At 48.1% G+C, this 19257-nt stretch carries 22 protein-coding genes; 19 read left to right on the top strand and 3 right to left on the bottom strand.

Features of this window, described 5'->3' with window-relative positions:
• Positions 1-53 precede the first annotated feature (53 nt).
• From lpdA to lipB, 5 genes are all read left to right on the top strand, one after another.
• A complete protein-coding gene (gene lpdA, locus ACFVQB_RS16860; RefSeq protein ID WP_379441135.1) occupies positions 54-1478 on the top strand; it encodes a dihydrolipoyl dehydrogenase in 1425 nt (474 codons plus the stop codon).
• 140 nt (positions 1479-1618) lie between these two features.
• Positions 1619-2647: a thiamine pyrophosphate-dependent dehydrogenase E1 component subunit alpha gene (locus ACFVQB_RS16855; protein ID WP_379441132.1), complete on the top strand. Its 1029-nt coding sequence runs from the start codon at positions 1619-1621 to the stop codon at positions 2645-2647.
• Positions 2648-2649: 2 nt separating this feature from the next.
• Positions 2650-3636, top strand: coding sequence for an alpha-ketoacid dehydrogenase subunit beta (locus ACFVQB_RS16850; RefSeq protein WP_024630968.1), 987 nt, complete (start codon positions 2650-2652; stop codon positions 3634-3636).
• 48 nt (positions 3637-3684) lie between these two features.
• Positions 3685-5136: a dihydrolipoamide acetyltransferase family protein gene (locus tag ACFVQB_RS16845; protein ID WP_379441128.1), complete on the top strand. Its 1452-nt coding sequence runs from the start codon at positions 3685-3687 to the stop codon at positions 5134-5136.
• 165 nt (positions 5137-5301) lie between these two features.
• Positions 5302-6009 carry a lipoyl(octanoyl) transferase LipB gene (gene lipB, locus ACFVQB_RS16840; protein WP_379441125.1) on the top strand — a complete coding sequence of 236 codons (708 nt, stop codon included), beginning with the start codon at positions 5302-5304 and terminating at the stop codon, positions 6007-6009.
• Between the two features lie 27 nt (positions 6010-6036).
• Here lipB and prli42 read toward each other — a convergent pair whose 3' ends face one another.
• Positions 6037-6138, bottom strand: coding sequence for a stressosome-associated protein Prli42 (gene prli42 / locus ACFVQB_RS16835; RefSeq protein ID WP_090810668.1), 102 nt, complete (start codon positions 6136-6138; stop codon positions 6037-6039).
• Between the two features lie 83 nt (positions 6139-6221).
• Here prli42 and ACFVQB_RS16830 point away from each other — a divergent pair, with 83 nt between their 5' ends.
• A complete protein-coding gene (locus ACFVQB_RS16830) occupies positions 6222-7355 on the top strand; it encodes a M20/M25/M40 family metallo-hydrolase (RefSeq protein ID WP_379441122.1) in 1134 nt (377 codons plus the stop codon).
• A 133-nt stretch (positions 7356-7488) separates the two neighbouring features.
• On the opposite strand, the gene mciZ is transcribed toward ACFVQB_RS16830, so the two are convergent.
• A complete protein-coding gene (mciZ, locus tag ACFVQB_RS16825; RefSeq protein ID WP_379441119.1) occupies positions 7489-7623 on the bottom strand; it encodes a Z-ring formation inhibitor MciZ in 135 nt (44 codons plus the stop codon).
• 121 nt (positions 7624-7744) lie between these two features.
• On the opposite strand from mciZ, the gene ACFVQB_RS16820 reads away from it, so the two are divergent.
• The 11 genes from ACFVQB_RS16820 to sigF all read left to right on the top strand — a co-directional run bounded on the left by ACFVQB_RS16820 (position 7745) and on the right by sigF (position 16448).
• A complete protein-coding gene (locus tag ACFVQB_RS16820) occupies positions 7745-8320 on the top strand; it encodes an NUDIX domain-containing protein (protein ID WP_379441116.1) in 576 nt (191 codons plus the stop codon).
• Positions 8320-9540 carry an endonuclease Q family protein gene (locus ACFVQB_RS16815; protein ID WP_379441113.1) on the top strand — a complete coding sequence of 407 codons (1221 nt, stop codon included), beginning with the start codon at positions 8320-8322 and terminating at the stop codon, positions 9538-9540. The genes ACFVQB_RS16820 and ACFVQB_RS16815 overlap by 1 nt, the downstream gene beginning before the upstream one ends.
• A 192-nt stretch (positions 9541-9732) precedes the next feature.
• Positions 9733-10362 (top strand): stage II sporulation protein M, encoded by a 630-nt coding sequence (gene spoIIM, locus ACFVQB_RS16810; protein WP_076291903.1) that lies wholly within the window; start codon positions 9733-9735, stop codon positions 10360-10362.
• 108 nt (positions 10363-10470) lie between these two features.
• Positions 10471-10938 (top strand): ferric iron uptake transcriptional regulator, encoded by a 468-nt coding sequence (gene fur / locus ACFVQB_RS16805; protein ID WP_024630961.1) that lies wholly within the window; start codon positions 10471-10473, stop codon positions 10936-10938.
• A 157-nt stretch (positions 10939-11095) separates the two neighbouring features.
• Complete coding sequence (locus ACFVQB_RS16800; protein ID WP_024630960.1) at positions 11096-11338, top strand: DUF4227 family protein; 243 nt, start codon at positions 11096-11098, stop codon at positions 11336-11338.
• Between the two features lie 73 nt (positions 11339-11411).
• Entirely contained in the window at positions 11412-12302 is an 891-nt protein-coding gene (locus ACFVQB_RS16795) for a tyrosine recombinase (protein WP_379441108.1), read from the top strand.
• 178 nt (positions 12303-12480) lie between these two features.
• Positions 12481-13305 carry a purine-nucleoside phosphorylase gene (locus ACFVQB_RS16790; protein ID WP_379441105.1) on the top strand — a complete coding sequence of 275 codons (825 nt, stop codon included), beginning with the start codon at positions 12481-12483 and terminating at the stop codon, positions 13303-13305.
• Positions 13306-13610: 305 nt separating this feature from the next.
• The gene (locus tag ACFVQB_RS16785) at positions 13611-14729 is read left to right on the top strand and encodes a D-alanyl-D-alanine carboxypeptidase family protein (RefSeq protein WP_379441407.1); all 1119 of its coding nucleotides are present in this window, start codon (positions 13611-13613) and stop codon (positions 14727-14729) included.
• Between the two features lie 143 nt (positions 14730-14872).
• Positions 14873-15226, top strand: coding sequence for an anti-sigma F factor antagonist (spoIIAA, locus tag ACFVQB_RS16780; protein WP_379441103.1), 354 nt, complete (start codon positions 14873-14875; stop codon positions 15224-15226).
• Positions 15223-15678 carry an anti-sigma F factor gene (gene spoIIAB / locus ACFVQB_RS16775; RefSeq protein WP_062324397.1) on the top strand — a complete coding sequence of 152 codons (456 nt, stop codon included), beginning with the start codon at positions 15223-15225 and terminating at the stop codon, positions 15676-15678. The genes spoIIAA and spoIIAB overlap by 4 nt, the downstream gene beginning before the upstream one ends.
• Before the next feature lie 14 nt (positions 15679-15692).
• Positions 15693-16448: an RNA polymerase sporulation sigma factor SigF gene (gene sigF / locus ACFVQB_RS16770; protein ID WP_076291907.1), complete on the top strand. Its 756-nt coding sequence runs from the start codon at positions 15693-15695 to the stop codon at positions 16446-16448.
• An 88-nt stretch (positions 16449-16536) separates the two neighbouring features.
• Here the strand turns inward: sigF and ACFVQB_RS16765 are convergent, their stop codons facing one another.
• Complete coding sequence (locus ACFVQB_RS16765) at positions 16537-17469, bottom strand: EamA family transporter (protein WP_379441097.1); 933 nt, start codon at positions 17467-17469, stop codon at positions 16537-16539.
• Positions 17470-17578: 109 nt separating this feature from the next.
• Between ACFVQB_RS16765 and ACFVQB_RS16760 the strand changes: the two genes are divergently transcribed.
• Positions 17579-18490 (top strand): AraC family transcriptional regulator, encoded by a 912-nt coding sequence (locus ACFVQB_RS16760; RefSeq protein ID WP_379441094.1) that lies wholly within the window; start codon positions 17579-17581, stop codon positions 18488-18490.
• Complete coding sequence (locus ACFVQB_RS16755) at positions 18487-18723, top strand: hypothetical protein (RefSeq protein WP_379441091.1); 237 nt, start codon at positions 18487-18489, stop codon at positions 18721-18723. The genes ACFVQB_RS16760 and ACFVQB_RS16755 overlap by 4 nt, the downstream gene beginning before the upstream one ends.
• The last annotated feature ends 534 nt before the right edge of the window (positions 18724-19257 follow it).

The raw sequence follows: 19257 nt of genomic DNA, 5'->3' as shown, positions 1-19257 counted from the left end.
ACAAATATATTGAAATTGTATTGAAATTATATGGATAGAGGAGAACATTAAAGATGCCAATTACATGTGATGTTGCCATTCTTGGAGGAGGAACTGGAGGGTACGTTGCTGCCATCCGTGCCGCACAGTTAGGAAAACAGGTTGTTATTATTGAGAAGGATAAGCTGGGAGGCACCTGTCTGCATCGTGGCTGTATTCCGAGCAAGGCGTTGCTGCGAAGTGCAGAAGTTTACGCAGAGATACAAGAGAGCGAAATGTATGGAATTGAAACAACTGGAGCAACACTAGTATTTCCGAAGGTGCAGGCGCGCAAGGATGCAATTGTGGAGCAGCTTCATCAAGGTGTGCAGTATTTAATGAAAAAAAATAAAATTCAGGTCGTCCACGCCAAAGGGCGTGTGATCGGACCTTCCATTTTCTCCCCTCAGAGCGGTGCAGTGGCTGTCGAGTTCGAAGATGGCGAGATGGATACGGTTGTGCCAACCAACCTCATTATTGCTACCGGGTCTCGTCCACGGGTGCTGCCAGGTCTTGAGCCAGACGGCCGGTACATCATGAGCAGTGATGAGGCTTTGCGAATGGACGAATTACCGGCATCTCTGATTATTGTTGGTGGCGGTGTGATTGGCCTCGAATGGGCCTCCATGCTGAATGATTTTGGCGTCGAAATTACAGTTGTTGAAGCCGCTGCACATGTATTGCCAGCAGAGGATGAAGATGTAGCGAAAGAAATGCAGAGATTGCTTGGTAAACGCGGTGTTCGCTTCCTGACAGGCTCCAGTGTTCTGACAGAAACGTATAGTGTGGCGAAAGACGGTATTCAGATTGATGTCAAGCTGGGGGACGAGAAGCAAGAGACCCTGAAAGCGGACAAGATGCTGGTGTCGGTTGGCCGTCAGGCCAATGTCGAAAATATCGGACTCGAAAATACAGATATCAAACTCGAACGCGGATTTATCGCTGTGAATCAACATTTGCAAACCGGTGAGGGACATATTTATGCAATCGGTGATGTCATCGGCGGATTACAGCTGGCACATGCAGCCAGTCATGAAGGCATCCTGGCAGTGAATCATCTGGCGGGTGAAACGGTACATGCCGTCGAATCACATCGAATCCCGCGCTGTGTCTATACACGTCCGGAAGCAGCGAGTATCGGATTCACGGAGCGTGAGGCCAAAGAGCGTGGTTATGAAGTGAAGACAGGCAAGTTCCCGTTCCAGGCAATTGGAAAATCTTTAGTCCATGGAAGTCGGGATGGATTCGTGAAGGTAATCGCGGATGCCAAGACGAATGATATATTGGGAGTACATATGATCGGTACCCATGTGACGGAACTGATCGCAGAGGCCTCACTGGCTCAGATGCTGGATGCCACACCTTGGGAAGTGGGACAGACGATCCATCCTCACCCTTCTTTATCTGAAATCATGGGTGAAGCCATGTTGGCAGTAGACGGAAAATCGATTGGAATGTAAGCCGGACAGGCTTATGAGAAAGGTCCTTTCCTTTTTTGGGCAAATGGGATTATAATAAGGTTAAGCCAAGTCTTAGTACCAGGTTATAAGATCGGGTAGTAAGACGGGCACAAGGCTCTGATTAAAAGGAGGTACCTCATATGAGTTCAAAAGGTACTGCAGACGCGGTCCATCGGCATGAACAGCTGGGACTTAGCGATGGTGAAGTATTGGATATGTACAAATACATGCTGCTCGCACGCAAGTTTGACGAGCGTTGCTTGCTCTTACAGCGGGCCGGCAAAATTAACTTTCACGTATCCGGTGTAGGACAGGAAGCTGCGCAAGTAGGCGCTGCATTTGGTCTGGACCGGGATCACGATTATTATTTACCGTATTACCGAGATTATGGCTTTGTACTGGCGGTCGGCATGACTCCACGTGAGCTGATGCTGTCTGCTTTTGCGAAGGCGGAAGATCCGAATAGTGGCGGACGGCAAATGCCGGGTCACTTCGGTCACAAAAAGCTGCGGATTGTAACGGGCTCCAGCCCGGTTACCACACAGGTTCCGCACGCTGTAGGGTTTGCATTGGCTGCCAAAATGAAGAAGAAAGATTTCGTTTCTTTTGTAACTTTTGGCGAAGGGTCAAGCAATCAGGGGGATTTCCACGAAGGTGCCAATTTCGCAGGTGTTCATAAACTTCCTGTGATCATTATGTGTGAGAACAATCAGTATGCGATTTCGGTGCCAGTCCACAAGCAGCTGAGTGGTAAAATATCGGATCGTGCACTTGGGTACGGGTTCCCCGGACTTCGTGTAGACGGAAACGATGCGCTGGAAGTATACGGTGCAGTCAAAGAAGCTCGTCGCCGCGCAATCGCTGGTGAAGGACCTACGCTTATTGAAGCGATGATGTATCGTTTGTCTCCACACTCCACTTCCGACAATGATCTGGCATACCGGACCAAGGAAGAGGTTGAAGAGAATTGGAAGAAGGACGGCGTGCTTCGCATGAAAAACTATTTGATCGATTGCGGCATCTGGGATGAAGCTCGGGATGCGGATTTGGCTTCCCAGCTTGCACTGGAAATGAAAGAAGCAACTGAATACGCAGACAACGCGCCATATCCGAAACCTGAGGACACTCTGACGCACGTTTATGCGGACAGCGAAGAAGGGGGACGGTAATCATGGCGGTTATGGAATATATTGATGCAATCCGTCTCGCGATGAAAGAAGAGATGGAGCGAGATGAAAATGTCTTTATCCTTGGTGAAGATGTCGGGGTCAAAGGCGGCGTGTTCACTACAACCAAAGGGTTGCAGGATCAGTTCGGCGAAATGCGTGTTATGGACACACCTTTGTCCGAATCAGCCATTGCAGGTGTAGCCATTGGCGCTGCGATGTACGGTATGAAACCTATTGCCGAGATGCAATATTCGGATTTCATGCTGCCTGCAACGAATCAGATTATTAGTGAAGCGGCCAAAATTCGCTACCGCTCCAACAATGACTGGAGTTGCCCGATTGTTATTCGTGCGCCGATTGGCGGCGGTATTTTTGGTGGGCTGTATCACTCCCAATGTCCAGAATCGATCTTTTTTGGCACACCAGGTCTGAAAATTATAGCTCCATACTCGGCATACGATGCGAAGGGACTGCTCAAAGCAGCTATTCGCGACCCGGACCCGGTTCTCTTTTTTGAGAACAAAAAATGCTACAAGCTGATCAAGGAAGATGTGCCGGAGGATGATTACATCGTTCCAATCGGTAAAGCCAACGTGCTTCGCGAAGGAGCAGATATTACGGTTATCGGTTATAGCCAGCCACTTCATTTTGTCATGCAGGCTGCCGAGGAGCTGGAGCGTGAGGAAGGCATTACTGCCCATGTACTGGATCTGCGCACATTGCAGCCACTTGATCGCGAAGCCATCATTGCATCCGCTCGTCTGACAGGCAAAGTGCTAATCGTGCATGAAGACAATAAAACTGGTGGTGTAGGAGCTGAAGTGGCAGCTATCATCAGTGAAGAATGTCTGTTCGAACTGGATGCGCCGATTCAGCGTCTCTGTGGACCGGATGTACCGGCAATGCCAATTAGCCCAACATTGGAGAAATTTTATATGCTGAGCAAGGACAAAGCCAAGGAAGCGATGCGTACGCTCGCCGAGTATTAATTCGTGTAGTGAGATAGTTTAAAAGCAAAGTTTGGAGTGATATAACCAATGAGTATGAAATGGATCGAGGTCATTATGCCGCAGCTGGCGGAATCGCTGGTCTCGGCTACCATTGCCAAATGGTTGAAAAAACCGGGTGACCGGGTTGAACAATACGAACCGATCTGTGAAGTGATTACGGATAAAGTCAACGCAGAGATCCCATCAACCGTTGATGGAATTATGGGTGACCTGTTGGTCGAAGAAGGTACGACCATTGCGGTTGGCGAAGCCATCTGCCGGATGCAGGTAGCTGCTTCTGATGAGGAAGCAGAAGAGCAAGTAACACATGCTTCGCAGCAACAGAATGGTGATCATGTTCATGTGCAACAAAGTGCGAATTACGCATCTGCTGCTGGTGCAGCGAGTACAGCAGGCCATGATCCTAATCAGCCGATGCGTAACCGCTATTCTCCTGCGGTTCAATCCCTTGCAGCCGAACATGGTCTGAACTTGCAGAGCATTCAGGGCACTGGAGCAGGTGGCCGGATTACACGTAAGGATGTACTGGCAGTGATTGCGCAGGGTGGAAACGCGGGTGCAGCGTCTGTACAGTCTTCTGCCGTAGCAGGACAGCATGCTTCTTCGGTACCTTCAGGCTCGCCTTTCAGCGGTTTGAATCGGGGGAATGCAGACTTGGGCGCATCTGCTGGAGAAACAGTTCCAGCAGTCGACGCAGGCGTTCCTGTGAGACATTCCGGCATACATCTGACCGAAAGTCCGAAAATCCCGCAAATCGAAGTAGAGGGCGGCGGACAGGGAAGATCCGAATATTTCATCGACGTAACTCCTGTTCGCAATGCCATTGCTCGTAATATGCGTCAAAGCGTATCGGAAATCCCTCACGCGTGGACGATGATTGAAGTGGACGTAACCAATCTGGTGATGCTGCGCAACAAACTCAAGGATGAGTTCAAGCGCAAAGAAGGCATCAACCTGACGTACCTGTCCTTCATGATGAAGGGTGTCGTCAATGCCATTAAAGACTATCCAATCATGAACTCCGTCTGGGCTGTCGACAAAATTATTGTCAAACGGGATATCAACCTGTCCATGGCAGTAGGTACAGAAGACTCTGTACTGACACCCGTGATCAAACATGCCGATCAGCGTAACATTGCGGGTCTGGCCCGGGAAGTGGATGAGCTGGCACGTAAAACACGTGAAGGCACGTTGAAGCTGGACCATATGCAGGGCGGAACATTCACGGTTAACAATACCGGATCATTTGGTTCGATTCTGTCGCAACCTATTATTAACTACCCGCAGGCGGCGATTCTTACATTTGAGTCGATCGTCAAGAAACCTGTGGTCATCAATGACATGATTGCTGTCCGTTCCATGGCGAATCTCTGTCTTTCCCTGGATCATCGTATTTTGGATGGAGTCATCAGCGGACGTTTCCTGCAACGGGTAAAAGAGAACCTTGAAGGATACACCATGGAAACGAAAGTGTATTAAGTGAGAGCATGTGCATCATTTCAATGAATTACGAATGATGCCAAGCGCTGAATAGATGGATAATGGGAAAGTGTATGTGCCAAAGGCCGTGCACTTTTCCCGTTTTCTTTAATGAATGCTCATCATCATACAATGAACATTGAAACAGAAGGGTGTGGGGGAATCATGAGCAAGCCGCTGGATGTTGTATACATACCGATGCTTGATTATGAAGAGGCTTGGAACCGCCAGAAAGCGATTGTGCAGCAACTGGATGAGGGAGAAGGCGCGGAACAGATGCTGTTGCTCCAGCATCCGCCGACGTATACGATCGGTTCACAGAATCACCCGGAGCACCTGCTTCTCAGTGAAGATGAACTGCGGGAGCAAGGTATCTCCTTGTTTCAAATTGACCGCGGCGGTGATATTACTTATCATGGCCCTGGCCAGTTGGTAGGTTACCCGTTACTTGTTCTTGGGCGAGATGAAGCCTTGGATTTACATGGCTATTTACGTTGTCTGGAGCAGATGATTATTGATTACCTGGCTGATCAGGGTGTTGAAGCGGGACGCAAAGAGGCTTACACGGGTGTATGGATCGGAGATTTGAAAATTGCCGCCATCGGCGTAAAGTTCAATCGGTGTAAACACCGGCGCGGCTTCGTGACGAGTCACGGATTTGCTTTTAATATCACCTCCGGCATTCAGCACGCAGGTTTTCAGGGGATTGTTCCTTGCGGGATTGAGCAGTATGGCGTGACCTCGTTGGAGGATATTACAGGCAAGACCTACACTGTGGAACAGGTTGCACAGGAGATCGTTCCATACTTTAACCGGATTTTCCCGTATGAGATTACCTGGATTACAGAAAAAGAAGCCCTTCCCCGTCTGTAAATCAGACAGTCAAAAGGCTTCAGGTTTCTATCCGAACAATAAAGGTTCGAGTGCAATGAAAAGGGTGGACCCAATCATGGCGAGCAGCATGAGATAGATAATGATGCGGAACCATTTCTTTTTTTGCATGATGAGAGAACTCCTTTCAACAAATGAATAAACAGACCATAGTAATTGTATTGTACCGTATCGACGAAAGGTAGGAAAGTCCTATGATAAAACAGCAGCGTGTTATTGATCAGTTTATGGAACTGGTGCAGATTGACAGTGAAACAACCCATGAACAGAATATATCAAAAGTGTTAAAAGAACAGTTTACTCAGCTGGGCCTTAGCGTATATGAGGACGACACAATGGAGAAAACCGGACATGGCGCGGGTAATCTCGTGATTACCTGGGAAGCCGAGGGTGCAGAAGAAGCGGCGCCAATCTTTTTCACATGTCATATGGATACCGTAACGCCGGGACAGGCAATTAAACCTGAGCTGGGTGAAGACGGCTGGATTCGCAGTGATGGCACGACGATTCTGGGTGCAGATGACAAGGCGGGGATTGCTGCGTTGTTTGAAGCGATTCGAGTTATTCAAGAGAACAACATTCCTCATGGGAAAATTCAATTTGTGATTACCGTAGGTGAAGAGTCGGGTCTGGTTGGTGCACGTGCAATGAATCCGAAGGATATTGATGCCGAGTTCGGTTATGCCCTGGATTCCAACGGAGCCGTGGGTACAATCTGTGTGGCTGCTCCGGCCAGAGCGGAAATTCAGATGAAGATCTATGGAAAATCCGCGCACGCGGGCGTGAATCCGGAAGACGGCATCAGTGCCATTCAAGTGGCAGCCAAAGGGATTGCGGCGATGAAGCTGGGACGGATTGATGATGAGACTACGGCGAATATCGGGAAATTCCAAGGTGGATCAGCACTGAACGTCGTCTGCGATTTTGTGCAGATTGAGGCTGAGGCCCGCAGTATTGTGCAAGAGAAGGTAGAGCTGCAAGTGGCCCAGATGCGTGAAGCACTGGAAACGACATGCCTCAAATATGGTGCAACCGCTGAATTCCGCAGTGAGATCCTGTATCCTGCATTTGGCTTCCATGATGAACACGAGGTTGTTCAGCTTGCTCAGCGTGCCATTCGGAGCCTGGGGCTGGAGACTAGCACGTTTGCATCCGGTGGTGGCAGTGATGCCAACATCTTCAATGGGTTCAACATTCCTACGGTCAACCTGGCTGTAGGCTATGAAGATATTCATACAACGAAAGAACGCATTCGTGCCGAAGATATTGTGAAGTTATCCGAAGTCGTTGTGGCCATTATTCAGGAAACGGCTGCAAACAAGAAGTGAAAAGTTGATTCCAGGAAAATGGGAATAAATGCTCCATACCTCAACAGAAAAGTCCGAATCCGGTACACACCGTGTTCGGACTTTTTGGCAAAAACATGTTATATTTCATGGGTACTACACACCAAGAACATTATCATTTGCGTCCAGCAAGCATATCGCTTAATTTGGCATCCGGACCCCACTCACGTACCCATTGTTTGAGTATGAGCTGGACTTGTCTGGCTTGTCCGACCACGTGTACAGATTGCGGTGTTAAATAACTGTTCATTGCTTGTCCCCCTGATTCGCTATATTTGTTTGAAATCGATATAAGCTCACCATATGCCAAAAAACAGAGGTTTATACGTATAAAGAGAACCAAAATTCGAAGAAGCGGAGTTGAAGAACAGATGAACCCAACCAATCATAAGCATCCTGCCAATCCTAAACTGGATGAAGAGACGATATCCACAAAGCCCATCTTTGAGGGCAAAGTCATTTCCCTTCAGGTCGACACGGTCAAGCTGCCTAACGGTCAGACCGCTACCCGTGAGATCATCCGTCATCCTGGTGCGGTAGCCGTCCTCGCGCTGAATGGCGATCGTATGCTGGTCGTTGATCAGTACCGTCAGGCCATGGGACGTACAGAAGTCGAGATTCCAGCAGGCAAACTGGACCCGGGAGAAGAACCTGAAGTGGCAGCGGCGCGTGAATTGCGTGAAGAGACTGGTTATGTAGCCAAAACATTGCGGCATCTGCGTTCGTTTTACACTTCGCCAGGTTTCGCGGATGAGATCATCCATTTGTACATTGCCGAGGAGCTCGAAGCAGGAGACATGGCTTTGGACGAAGATGAATTTCTTGAAGTGTCCGAGATTACGATTGAAGAGGCCTATCAGTTGATGGATCAGAATCGGATCAGTGATGCCAAAACGATGATGGCTGTGTATGCATGGGATCTTTACAGAACGACAGGACGGTTTTAATGATGAATGAGCAGCAGGCAGCGTCTGCAGGATGGGAGCCTTGTTATGCAGACCTCCATATTCACATTGGACGAACTTCGCGCGGTGAAGCGGTTAAAATCAGTGGCAGCCGTGATCTGACATTCGAGAACATTGCTAGGGAAGCCTCCGATCGTAAAGGAATTCATCTACTCGGCGTTATTGATTGCCACTCTCCGGTTGTGCAGATGGACATCGAACACCTGCTCGAGAACGGCACGATGTCCGAGCTTGAGGGAGGGGGCATTGCGTATCAGGACACAACCATCCTGTTGGGTACGGAATTGGAGCTGCGCGAGCCAGGGATGCGGGAGTTCCATATGCTGGCCTACTTCCGTGATCTGAAAGCTATGAAGTCCTTCACGGACTGGATGAGACGTTATATGAAAAATGTGAACCTGAGTTCACAGCGGGTATATGTACCCGCGCTTGAGATGCAGGCCGAGATAAAGGCGCGTGGCGGGCTTATTGTGCCAGCGCATGCGTTTACCCCGCATAAAGGCATATATGGCAGCACGGCCCCTCGTATGGCTGATGTGCTGGATACTAGCCTGATCGATGCGGTTGAGCTTGGGCTAAGCTCCGATTCATCCATGGCAAGTTACATTCAGGAACTGGATCAAGTTCCTTTTCTGACCAACTCGGATGCTCATTCTCTGGGCAAGATTGGACGGGAGTACAACGAGTTGCAGCTCGCGAAGCCTTCCTTTGACGAATTCAACATGGCACTTAAAGGACAGGCAGGCAGAAGCATTACGGCCAATTACGGTTTGAATCCAAGGCTTGGCAAATACCACCGTACCTATTGTGCATCCTGTGGGAGCATTATGGACAAGCACGCGATGTCGGCAGAACGTTGTCCATACTGTGGCAGTGTGAAACTTGTGCAGGGTGTACTCGATCGTATACTGGCAATCGCTGATCGGGAGAGTCCGCATGTTCCAGCAAACCGACCTGTTTATCACTATCAGGTACCGTTGGAATTCATCCCGGGTTTGGGGAAAGCCAAACTGCGCCAGCTACTGGACCGTTTTGGTACGGAGATGAACGTATTACATCGTACAAGCGAGGATGAACTTGCAGAGGTCGTTGGATCGGTTCTTGCAGGTCTTATCGTTGCGGCGCGGAATGGTCAACTGGAATGGTCATCTGGTGGTGGGGGCACTTACGGAAAAGTGTCCAACAAGGAAAGACTAGAGTAGAGTAGAGTAGTTTGCGGCAGGCCCGTAAAGTGAGTTAGCATCATTTGGTGCGGGAATGGCATTTTGTCATGGAGAAGAAATCTGAATCTGGACAAGAAGTCATACGTGTGCATTCCGGTTCATAAGAATGACTATGAGGATTTCACTCGATATCCTTGCAGCATGATAACCGGAAAGGGGACCCGTACCTGTATGCGTTCTGCCTACTTCACATTCAAAGGCCAAACCTCTTTATATGTATTCGTGGCTGTCTTGTTCCTGGTCGGTGTCATTTTTGGCGCCCTCATGGTTAATGCCCTATCCCTTGAACAGCGCCAGGATCTGGAGGGCTACCTCGGTAACTTCTTCATGACGGTACAGCACAGCGGACAAGTAATTGAGACCGGCACCTATTGGGACATCGCCATGCTTCATCTAAAGTGGGTTGGTCTGATCTTCATTCTGGGCTTATCAGTCATCGGCCTGCCGGGTATATTGGTTCTGGATTTTCTGAAAGGTGTACTCATCGGTTTTACAGTGGGGTATCTTGTCGGTCAGTATTCATGGAAAGGGCTGTTGTTTGCCCTGGTTTCCGTTGCGCCTCATAATTTATTTGTGATTCCGGTACTGCTAATTTGCAGTGTGTCAGCCATGACCTTTTCGTTATACATTATTCGGAACCGTGTTCTGATGCAGCGGACGCCAGGCCGTCAGAAGCCTTTTGCTTCATATATGGTGTTAACTCTCGTTATGGCAGCGCTGCTGTTAGGGGTTGCTTCATTTGAAACATGGGTTACACCTGCGATGATGCGCTGGGTCACACCGATGCTACTACCGGCTTAGCTTTCCGCGTGATAGTGTAAAATGTTGACTTTAATTATGTACTCCCCCTATAATGAAAGAAGTGGGTTAAGTTGCAGTGTGCAGTGATTTCCTAGGGGGAGGGAGAAAATGGAAGCACGGATCGATAAAATTAAGCAGCAACTACAGTCCCAAGGATATAAATTAACGCCCCAGCGGGAAGCCACCGTAAGAGTACTTCTTGAGAATGAAGAAGATCATCTGAGCGCAGAAGACGTATTCATGCTCGTGAAAGAAAAGGCTCCCGAAATCGGTCTGGCAACCGTGTACCGTACCCTCGAACTGCTGAGTGAGCTGCATGTTGTAGAGAAAATCAACTTCGGCGACGGTGTAGCGCGTTATGATCTACGCGGAGATACATCCAAGCATCACCATCATCACTTAATCTGTGTTCAATGCGGAAGTATGGATGAAATACGTGAAGACTGGCTTGGACCGCTTGAAGAGCGACTGGAGCGGGAATTTAACTTTTCGGTAGTAGATCACCGACTGGATTTCCATGGGATTTGTTACCGTTGCAAAGCTAAAAATGACCAGAAGCCCAAAGATGAAGAATAACATAGCATATCTTCAAGCTCTCACCGGCGGTTTTGACGGGAGAGCTTTTTTGGTCCAGCGAGTGATGTGAGGTTTACCCTGAATGTCATATTCCTGTGTTCGTTAACATACCCTGATTCTAGACGAGTCGGATTCGAACCAGAAAGGGGTACAACCCATGATTATATCGCTGCGGAGAGGACTCCGTTTTATTCGATTTATCGTATTTTTTGCTGCATTAGTTTATCTGTTCTATCATGTCCTGGATTTGTTCAACGGATGGATCTCACCTGTGGACCAATATCAGATGCCAACAGGAAATGCGGTTAAAGTATTTCAGGAAACGGTTTGGCCAAGTAACGGGGAAGGACGTCCTACAATGGCAGAGCGTCTCCGTTTATTCTATTGGTACGGAGAGTAGCTGGACAGCCAGGGATGCAAATACGGAAGCAGGTTGCCCGTGTGGCAGTCCTGTCAGATGAGGAGCGTTGTGCATGAAGCAGACGATACACGCCTATGCCTTATACTTGGAAGAGGATAAAGGGATGTCGAGCAGCACGCTGGAATCGTATCTTCGGGACGTGGACAAGTTCATCGAATTTGCGGATAAAGAATACGGTATCCGGGAAGCGGAGCAGGTGCGCCGGACGCATGTTATCCTGTTTATAGGTCAGCTGAAACAGGCAGGACGTGCGAATGCAACCATTGCCCGCAGCGTCGTATCCCTGCGCTCCTATTTTCACTTTTTGATGCGGCGTGGTGAGATTTTACAGGACCCTACGTTTGACGTGGAGGCTCCAAAAGCAGACAAGACACCACCGCAGGTGTTAACCATCCAAGAGATCGAATTGCTGCTCGCGTCCCCCGATACCCGTTCACCGCAAGGGGTGCGTGATCGGGCCATGCTGGAGCTATTGTATGCGACAGGCATTCGTGTATCCGAACTGATTGCACTGGATGTGCGGGATGTACAGCCAGGCATGCGCTTTATCCGCTGTGGAGGTGCCGGTAAAGAACGAATTTTGCCAATAGGTGCTCCTGCCGCACAGTGGGCGAGTGTTTATGTGAACGAGTATCGCAACCTGCTAATCAAAAATGAGACGGACGAGCAGGCTCTCTTTGTCAACGTATCCGGCAGACGATTAACCCGACAGGGCTTTTGGAAGCTGCTCAAAAAAGCAGCGATGGATGCGGGAATCTCGGGCGAAATTACGCCACATACGCTGCGTCATTCCTTTGCCGCTCACCTGATTGCGAGTGGGGCAGATACACGTGCGGTGCAGGACATGCTCGGTCATGTGGAACAGCCTGGGCAACAATATGGACATCATGGTCGCAAAACGATGAAAGAGATTTATGAATCTCATCATCCGCGGGCAAAATAGTTTGTATATGCATACAATCTGCAAAAAAAGGCGGAACATTAGTCCGATTTAGGATAAAATAAATTGAACACATTTAAACGCCGTTATACATAAGCAAATGCATCATTTCAGCGTGTAGTTCTGATTGATGCCATTTGCGGATACAGACGGATCGTTTCAACTCAAGGGGGAACATCTTATGGCAGCATTGAACCAACAGATGATTTTGGAAGCGGCATCTTACATCCAAAGCAAAAGTTCCATTAAACCGGAAGTCGGTTTGATTTTAGGTTCAGGACTTGGCATTTTGGCAGAATTGATTGAAGATGGCGTAAGCATCGCTTATCAAGACATTCCGCATTTTCCAGTGTCCACAGTAGAGGGACATGAAGGCGAATTGCTGGTGGGAACCATCAAAGGCCGTCCGGTTGTCATGATGAAAGGTCGTTTCCACATGTACGAAGGATATGGTCCTGAATTGACTGCCTTCCCGGTACGTGTCATGAAAGAACTGGGCGTGACATCCCTGCTCGTAACCAACGCAGCAGGTGGTGTAAATACCTCGTATGAGGCGGGTGACCTGATGCTGATCTCGGATCATCTGAATCTCACAGGCAAGAATCCGTTAATCGGACCGAATGACTCCGCGCTGGGTGTGCGCTTCCCGGATCTGTCCGAAGCGTACAGCCGCCGTCTGCGTGCGCTGGCGAAGGATACGGCGGCATCACAAGGCTTTAGCGTACGGGAAGGGGTATACGCAGGTATGCTCGGTCCGAACTACGAGACACCGGCTGAGATCGTGATGCTGCGTACACTGGGTGCCGATGCTGTTGGCATGTCTACCGTTTCCGAAGTCATCGTGGCACGCCACGCAGGACTGGAAGTACTCGGTATCTCCTGTATCAGCAACATGGCTGCCGGAATTCTGGACCAGCCGTTGTCTCATGATGAGGTTATGGAAACGACAGAACGTGTTCGTGAATCGTTCCTGGCGCTTGTCTTGGCTGTTATTCCACAAATGTAACTGATCATTAAGAAAAGGCGATCTACCCTAATGTGATTCATTGGGGCAGATTGTCTTTTTTTATTTTCCTTAACGGGCCGCTCACTGATCCAGTGAGTGCAGGCTCGTTTTTTTGTGTTTCACACGGATTACATAAAAAGTTTGGGGAAATAATTCTTTACATGGAATAATTTACTTCAATCGGGCCGACAATGATTAGCAGTACATGCATGGAACATGCAGTAAGAAAGTCATTTGAGGAGGTAACCCTAGTGAAGAAGCGAATAATGGCATCGTTCATGACCCTTTGTATCCTGCTGCCCCTGATGGCATCAACCGCGCTGGCAAAAACTCCCAAAGCAGCGGGGGGAACAGATTTGGCCCCGTCGGCACGCTCTGCCATTTTGATGGATGCTGATACGGGCACCGTCATTTTTGAAAAAAACAGTCATGATCAGCTGCCTCCGGCGAGCATTACGAAGATTATGACCATGCTGCTCACCATTGAAGCAGTCGACTCTGACAAGCTGAAGCTGACGGATAAAGTGAGAACGAGTGAATATGCCGCATCCATGGGTGGATCACAGATTTTTCTGGAACCTGGGGAAGAGATGACAGTCGACGATATGTTAAAAGGGATAGCTATGGCTTCCGGTAATGATGCGTCTGTAGCAATAGCTGAGAAAATTGCCGGTTCGGAGGAAGCCTTTGTGCAACTGATGAATGAGCGGGCGAAGGAGCTTGGCATGAAGGATACTCATTTTGCCAACTGTAACGGCCTTCCGGTAGATAACCATTATTCTTCCGCCCATGACATTGCGGTCATGAGCCGTGAACTTCTAAAGCATCCCGGGATTACGAAATATACCGGTGCATACCAGGACTACCTTCGTAAGGATAGCGAGAAGCCATTCTGGCTGGTGAATACGAACAAGTTAGTTCGTTTCTACTCCGGTGCGGATGGATTGAAAACAGGATACACTTCCGAAGCCAAGTTTTGTCTCTCGGCTACAGCGATGAAGGATGGTCTGCGTACGATTGCGGTAGTACTCGGAGAACCCAATACCAAAACACGCAACAGCGAAGTGTCCTCGATGTTTGACTATGCTTTTGGGCAATACACGATGAAAGCTCTTTACAAGTCAGGGGATCTGCTGGGCAGTCTGAAAATTGAAAAAGGTGAAGTTGCCGAATTGCCGCTGAATGCAACGCAAAATTATAGTGTGCTGATGCGCAAAGGTGCCAAATCGGATGAGATCCGTCATGAACTGCTGATGGCAAAAGAAGTGAAAGCCCCGGTCAAGGCAGGTGAGAGTGTAGGTAAGCTAGTCGTCTACCAGGGCAATGAAGTAATCAAGGAATTCGACATTCAGGCTCCGCAGGATGTGGACAAGGCCGGCTGGTGGAAGCTGTTCAAACGCACGACCTCCAAACTGTTCGATTAAACGGCGATTTATGCAGGTTACGTACATCCGTTGAACATATTTTGTAGTTAAATAGGGGTTTTCTTCTAGTTTTGTCGGGGGGCAGGAAAAGCCTTCGGGAACGTAGAAATCCTTGTTCAAGACAGGGAGGAGAGTGAGCAAACGTGAACTTGCATGTGGAAATGGAACATCACCGCGGGATTCTGATAGTGCGATTATCCGGGGAGCTGGATCACCATACAGCTGACATGGTACGGATGCAGATGGATGAAGCGATCCAGCGCAGACAATGCGAACATCTGATACTCAGCCTGAAAGATCTGCAATTCATGGACAGTTCGGGTCTGGGTGTCATTTTGGGAAGATACAAGCTCATTAAGAATAAAGGCGGCAAGATGGTTGTCTGTGATGTCAATCCGCCAGTGTATCGTTTGCTGGAAATGTCGGGTTTGTTCAAGATTATGCCGATTTACGAAAATGAGGGAACTGCTCTCTCGGGTCTGGAGGTCGTCTCATGAATGAAGGAACGGGGACAAATTTCATGAATCTGCAATTCGCGGCCAAGTCGGAGAACGAATCGTTCGCACGGGTGACGGTTGCTGCCTTCATCTCCCAGCTTGATCCTACGATGGACGAGCTTAGCGATCTGAAAACAGTCATTTCGGAAGCCGTAACGAACAGCATCATTCACGGTTACAACAACAATCCGGAAGGTGTCGTGTCCATTCAAGCCGAGATTCGGGATGACATGATTACCATCATTGTGGAAGACCGTGGTGAAGGCATCGAAGATCTTGAACTGGCCAAACAACCGTTGTATACGTCCAAACCCGAACTTGAGCGCTCGGGCATGGGCTTCACCATTATGGAAAACTTCATGGATGAATTCGAAGTCAGCAGTGAGCCCGGCAGAGGCACCTCCATCAAGATGAAGAAAAGGATTGAATCCAAGAAAGCATTGTATAATTAGGGGTTGGTGGTCTTATGGATGCTGAAGTGAAACAGTCTTCACAGACCTATTTGGACGATGCCGAGGTCAAACGGCTGATTGCGCTCAGTCAGTCGGGTGACCATGTCGCACGGGATACGCTGGTGAACTGCAACATCAGACTCGTCTGGTCCGTCGTGCAACGTTTTATGAACAGGGGATATGAGCCGGAAGATCTGTTCCAGATTGGTTGTATCGGGCTGCTCAAATCTGTGGATAAATTCGATCTCAGTTATGATGTGAAATTCTCCACCTATGCTGTCCCAATGATCATCGGAGAAATTCAGCGCTTCCTGCGTGATGACGGTACACTCAAGGTCAGTCGTTCACTTAAGGAAATGGCCAATAAAGTCCGCAAAAAAAGGGACGAGTTGTCCAAAAACCTGGACCGCCTGCCCACGATCAAGGAAGTGGCTGAAGAGCTGGGGGTTACCCCGGAGGAAGTTGTCTTTGCCCAGGAAGCGAACAAACCGCCGACCTCCATCCATGAGACGGTGTTTGAGAATGACGGCGATCCGATTACATTAATGGACCAAATTGCCGACGAGTCTCAGGAACGGTGGTTTGATAAACTGGCGCTAAATGAAGCAATTGGCGGTCTCAGTGAACGGGAAAGGCTGATTGTATACCTCCGGTATTACCGGGATCAGACCCAGTCCGAGGTGGCTAGCAGGCTGGGTATATCCCAGGTGCAGGTATCACGGCTGGAGAAAAAAATACTTCAATCCATCCGCGACCAGATCGCACAGTGATTTTGGATTGCATACAACAATATTGGTGTTGAATCACCAATATACGACAACTAACAACCTTCTACCGCGCACCAATATGCGGAGAAGGTTATTTGTCGCTGATCTGGACAGGTTTGGAGCGATTCGACTGCAACAATAATATCAATCCAATGATACAAGCGGTTCCCAGCCATTGAAATAAACCAAAAGGTTCATGCAGCCAGATTACAGTGGTGCCAACGGCAGCAAGAGGCTCCGCGCTTCCCATTAGACTTGTTTCTTTGGCTGTCAGGCTTTTTAAACTTTCAATATAGAACCAGAATGCAACCATCGTTCCTAAAATAATGGTGAATGCCAAATATCCGTAGGTTTCCAAACGCAAGCTGGCAAAGTCCATTTTCCACGGTGGGTGGATGAGGCTCAGCGCAGCCCCTCCAATAATCATTGCCCAGCCTACCACAACGAGTGAATCAAACTTTTCAATCAGTTTCACGGCGTAAAGGGTATAGAAGGCAGCGGCAACTCCGGATAACAGCCCCCACAATACTGCAGGTAACGCCACAGACAATTGGGAGAGGGAACCGTTTGTAAGCAGTAGAAAACACCCGCTCAGAGCCAGAATCGCAGAGGTAACATCCTTTCTGCTCAAAGCAGCCTGTTTTCTCCAGATCATATAGACCATGATCATGACCGGTGACAAATATTGAAGTAGAGTCGCCACCGCGGAGTTGCCATGTTGAATGGACGCCATGTACGTATATTGAACAGCGAGCATCCCGAATAATCCGAAAATGATTAGCTGCAAGGCTGTTTTTTTCTGCTTCCACATATCGAAAATTTGCGAGCGCCTTGTTGTAAAGGATTGAACCGTCAGAAGCAGTATGCCGGCAATCAGCAGTCGTACCGTTACAAACCAGTTGACTTCGATTCCGTATTGTTGAAACAGCTTTTGTGAAACCGTTCCGCCAATGCCCCAGCATATCGCTCCTGTAAGAACGAAGAATAGGCCTGATTTTCTAGATCTTTGAATAGATATTTTCATGGATAGCGCCCTCACCTTAAATATAAGAATAGTGCTATTCTAAAATGAAATAGGCTATAATAATATCAATATCGCACAGATAAATATAATTATATTGAGATGAGAGAATATGCTTAAGACAGAATTTAGGATTGATCAAAACGGGAGGGAATTGACGGAGCATCGTACGGTTACATTGCCTGTTGCGTGTTATGAAACCACAATTGTACGCAATGTTCACGGGCATATTCCTTTGCATTGGCATGATGAATTGCAGTTTGTTTTGGTAGTCCAGGGAGAAGCTCTATTTCATGTGAATGATCAAAAGGTCGTTGTGCCACAAGGTGACGGGCTGTTTATCAACAGTGGTTGTATGCACATGGCGGAGGAACAAGGTAAGAACGATAAATGTATTTATCTCTGTCTGAATATCTCTCCTCATTTTGTTGTGCCTTCCGAGTTATATTTGAAGTATGTTCATCCGTATATCTCGGCGACCAATTTGCCTTATCTTCATATCAAAGGGGAAGTTTCCTGGGGAGCTCAAGTCCTGGATGCCATCCGCCGTGTTAAAAAGGATCTGGATGAGCAGCCTCCATTTTACGAAATGAATGTGGCTTCAAGCCTTTTGGCAATATGGAAACATCTGATTACAAGTGGATACGCGCTGGAATATGATCCATCCGAAATCATCAGAAACAGGCGAATGAAGGACATGGTCGAATGGATTCACCTGTACTTCGCCGAACCAATCAAATTGGAGGACATTGCAAGGGCTGGTCAGTTAAGCCGCTCGGAAACATGCCGTTATTTCAAGCAAATGTTGAAGATAACACCCATGCAGTATGTTATCGATTATCGCGTCCAAAAGAGTGTGGAGCTGCTGCAACTCCAAGAACGCAGTATTACCGAGATTGCTTATGAAGTGGGTTTTAATAGCACAAGCTATTTTATTAATCAGTTTCGCAAAACCATGCAAATCACCCCGTTAAAGTTTAGAAGGGAAATGGAGTTGAGGAATAAGGAGGGTATTGGACAGTGAACAAAAAAATGAAGGTATTGTTATCCGCCTTGCTGATGATCACAGCTCTTGTTTTTGTGTACATGCATTATTTCCATCCGTTCCCCAAAGGTATTGAAGTAATCCAAATCACTCCTTCTTCAGATATAACAACTTCACAAGAAGTCCTGACAACGATACGTAAGGCTTTCCCAAAGATACCTGATCCCCAAATTTCTTACCAGTCAGTCCATAACATTTTCTCCTCCCAGTAAGTCGCTATATTAGCGGCTTTTTTTGTTTGAGTAACAAAAAGATTATGACAAAATAAAGTCCAAATTCCCCAGCTAATAAAGTCTCCTACTACAGCCACCCAGCATATTTATTGCAGGCCTTTGGAAAAATGGAGACCCGTGCAGCGGAGGGATGGAATCGGACAAAAGGAGCGAAGCCTCGAAGGTATATTTAAATACACTAGCAACGTAGGCGGCAGAATAAACCTGAAGAAGCGAAGCGTTCGCCTAAAAGCTTTCTGAAAGAAAGCTACTTCGAAAGCATACACATCTCCGAATTTCTACACTAGTAGAAATCAATCAAGATAATTTGGAGACAACAGCGATCGGAAGGTTGGTCTGCTGCTGGAGTGCCTGCGTGTATTGCCCCCTACTAACCTGAGAGCAACAGCGACCGATGGCCGATCCATCCCGAAGCGCCCGCAGGGTCCACACAACCTTTTTCCAACCAGAATGTAATAAATTTGCACATTCTTCAAATACTAACCTAAATTACGCAGTAAAGGAGTGTTTCGG

Source organism: Paenibacillus sp. NPDC057886, assembly GCF_042796655.1.
Classification (GTDB): Bacteria; Bacillota; Bacilli; order Paenibacillales; family Paenibacillaceae; genus Paenibacillus.
Note: the sequence above shows the minus strand (reverse complement) of the source record. Positions and strands in the feature narration are given on the sequence as shown.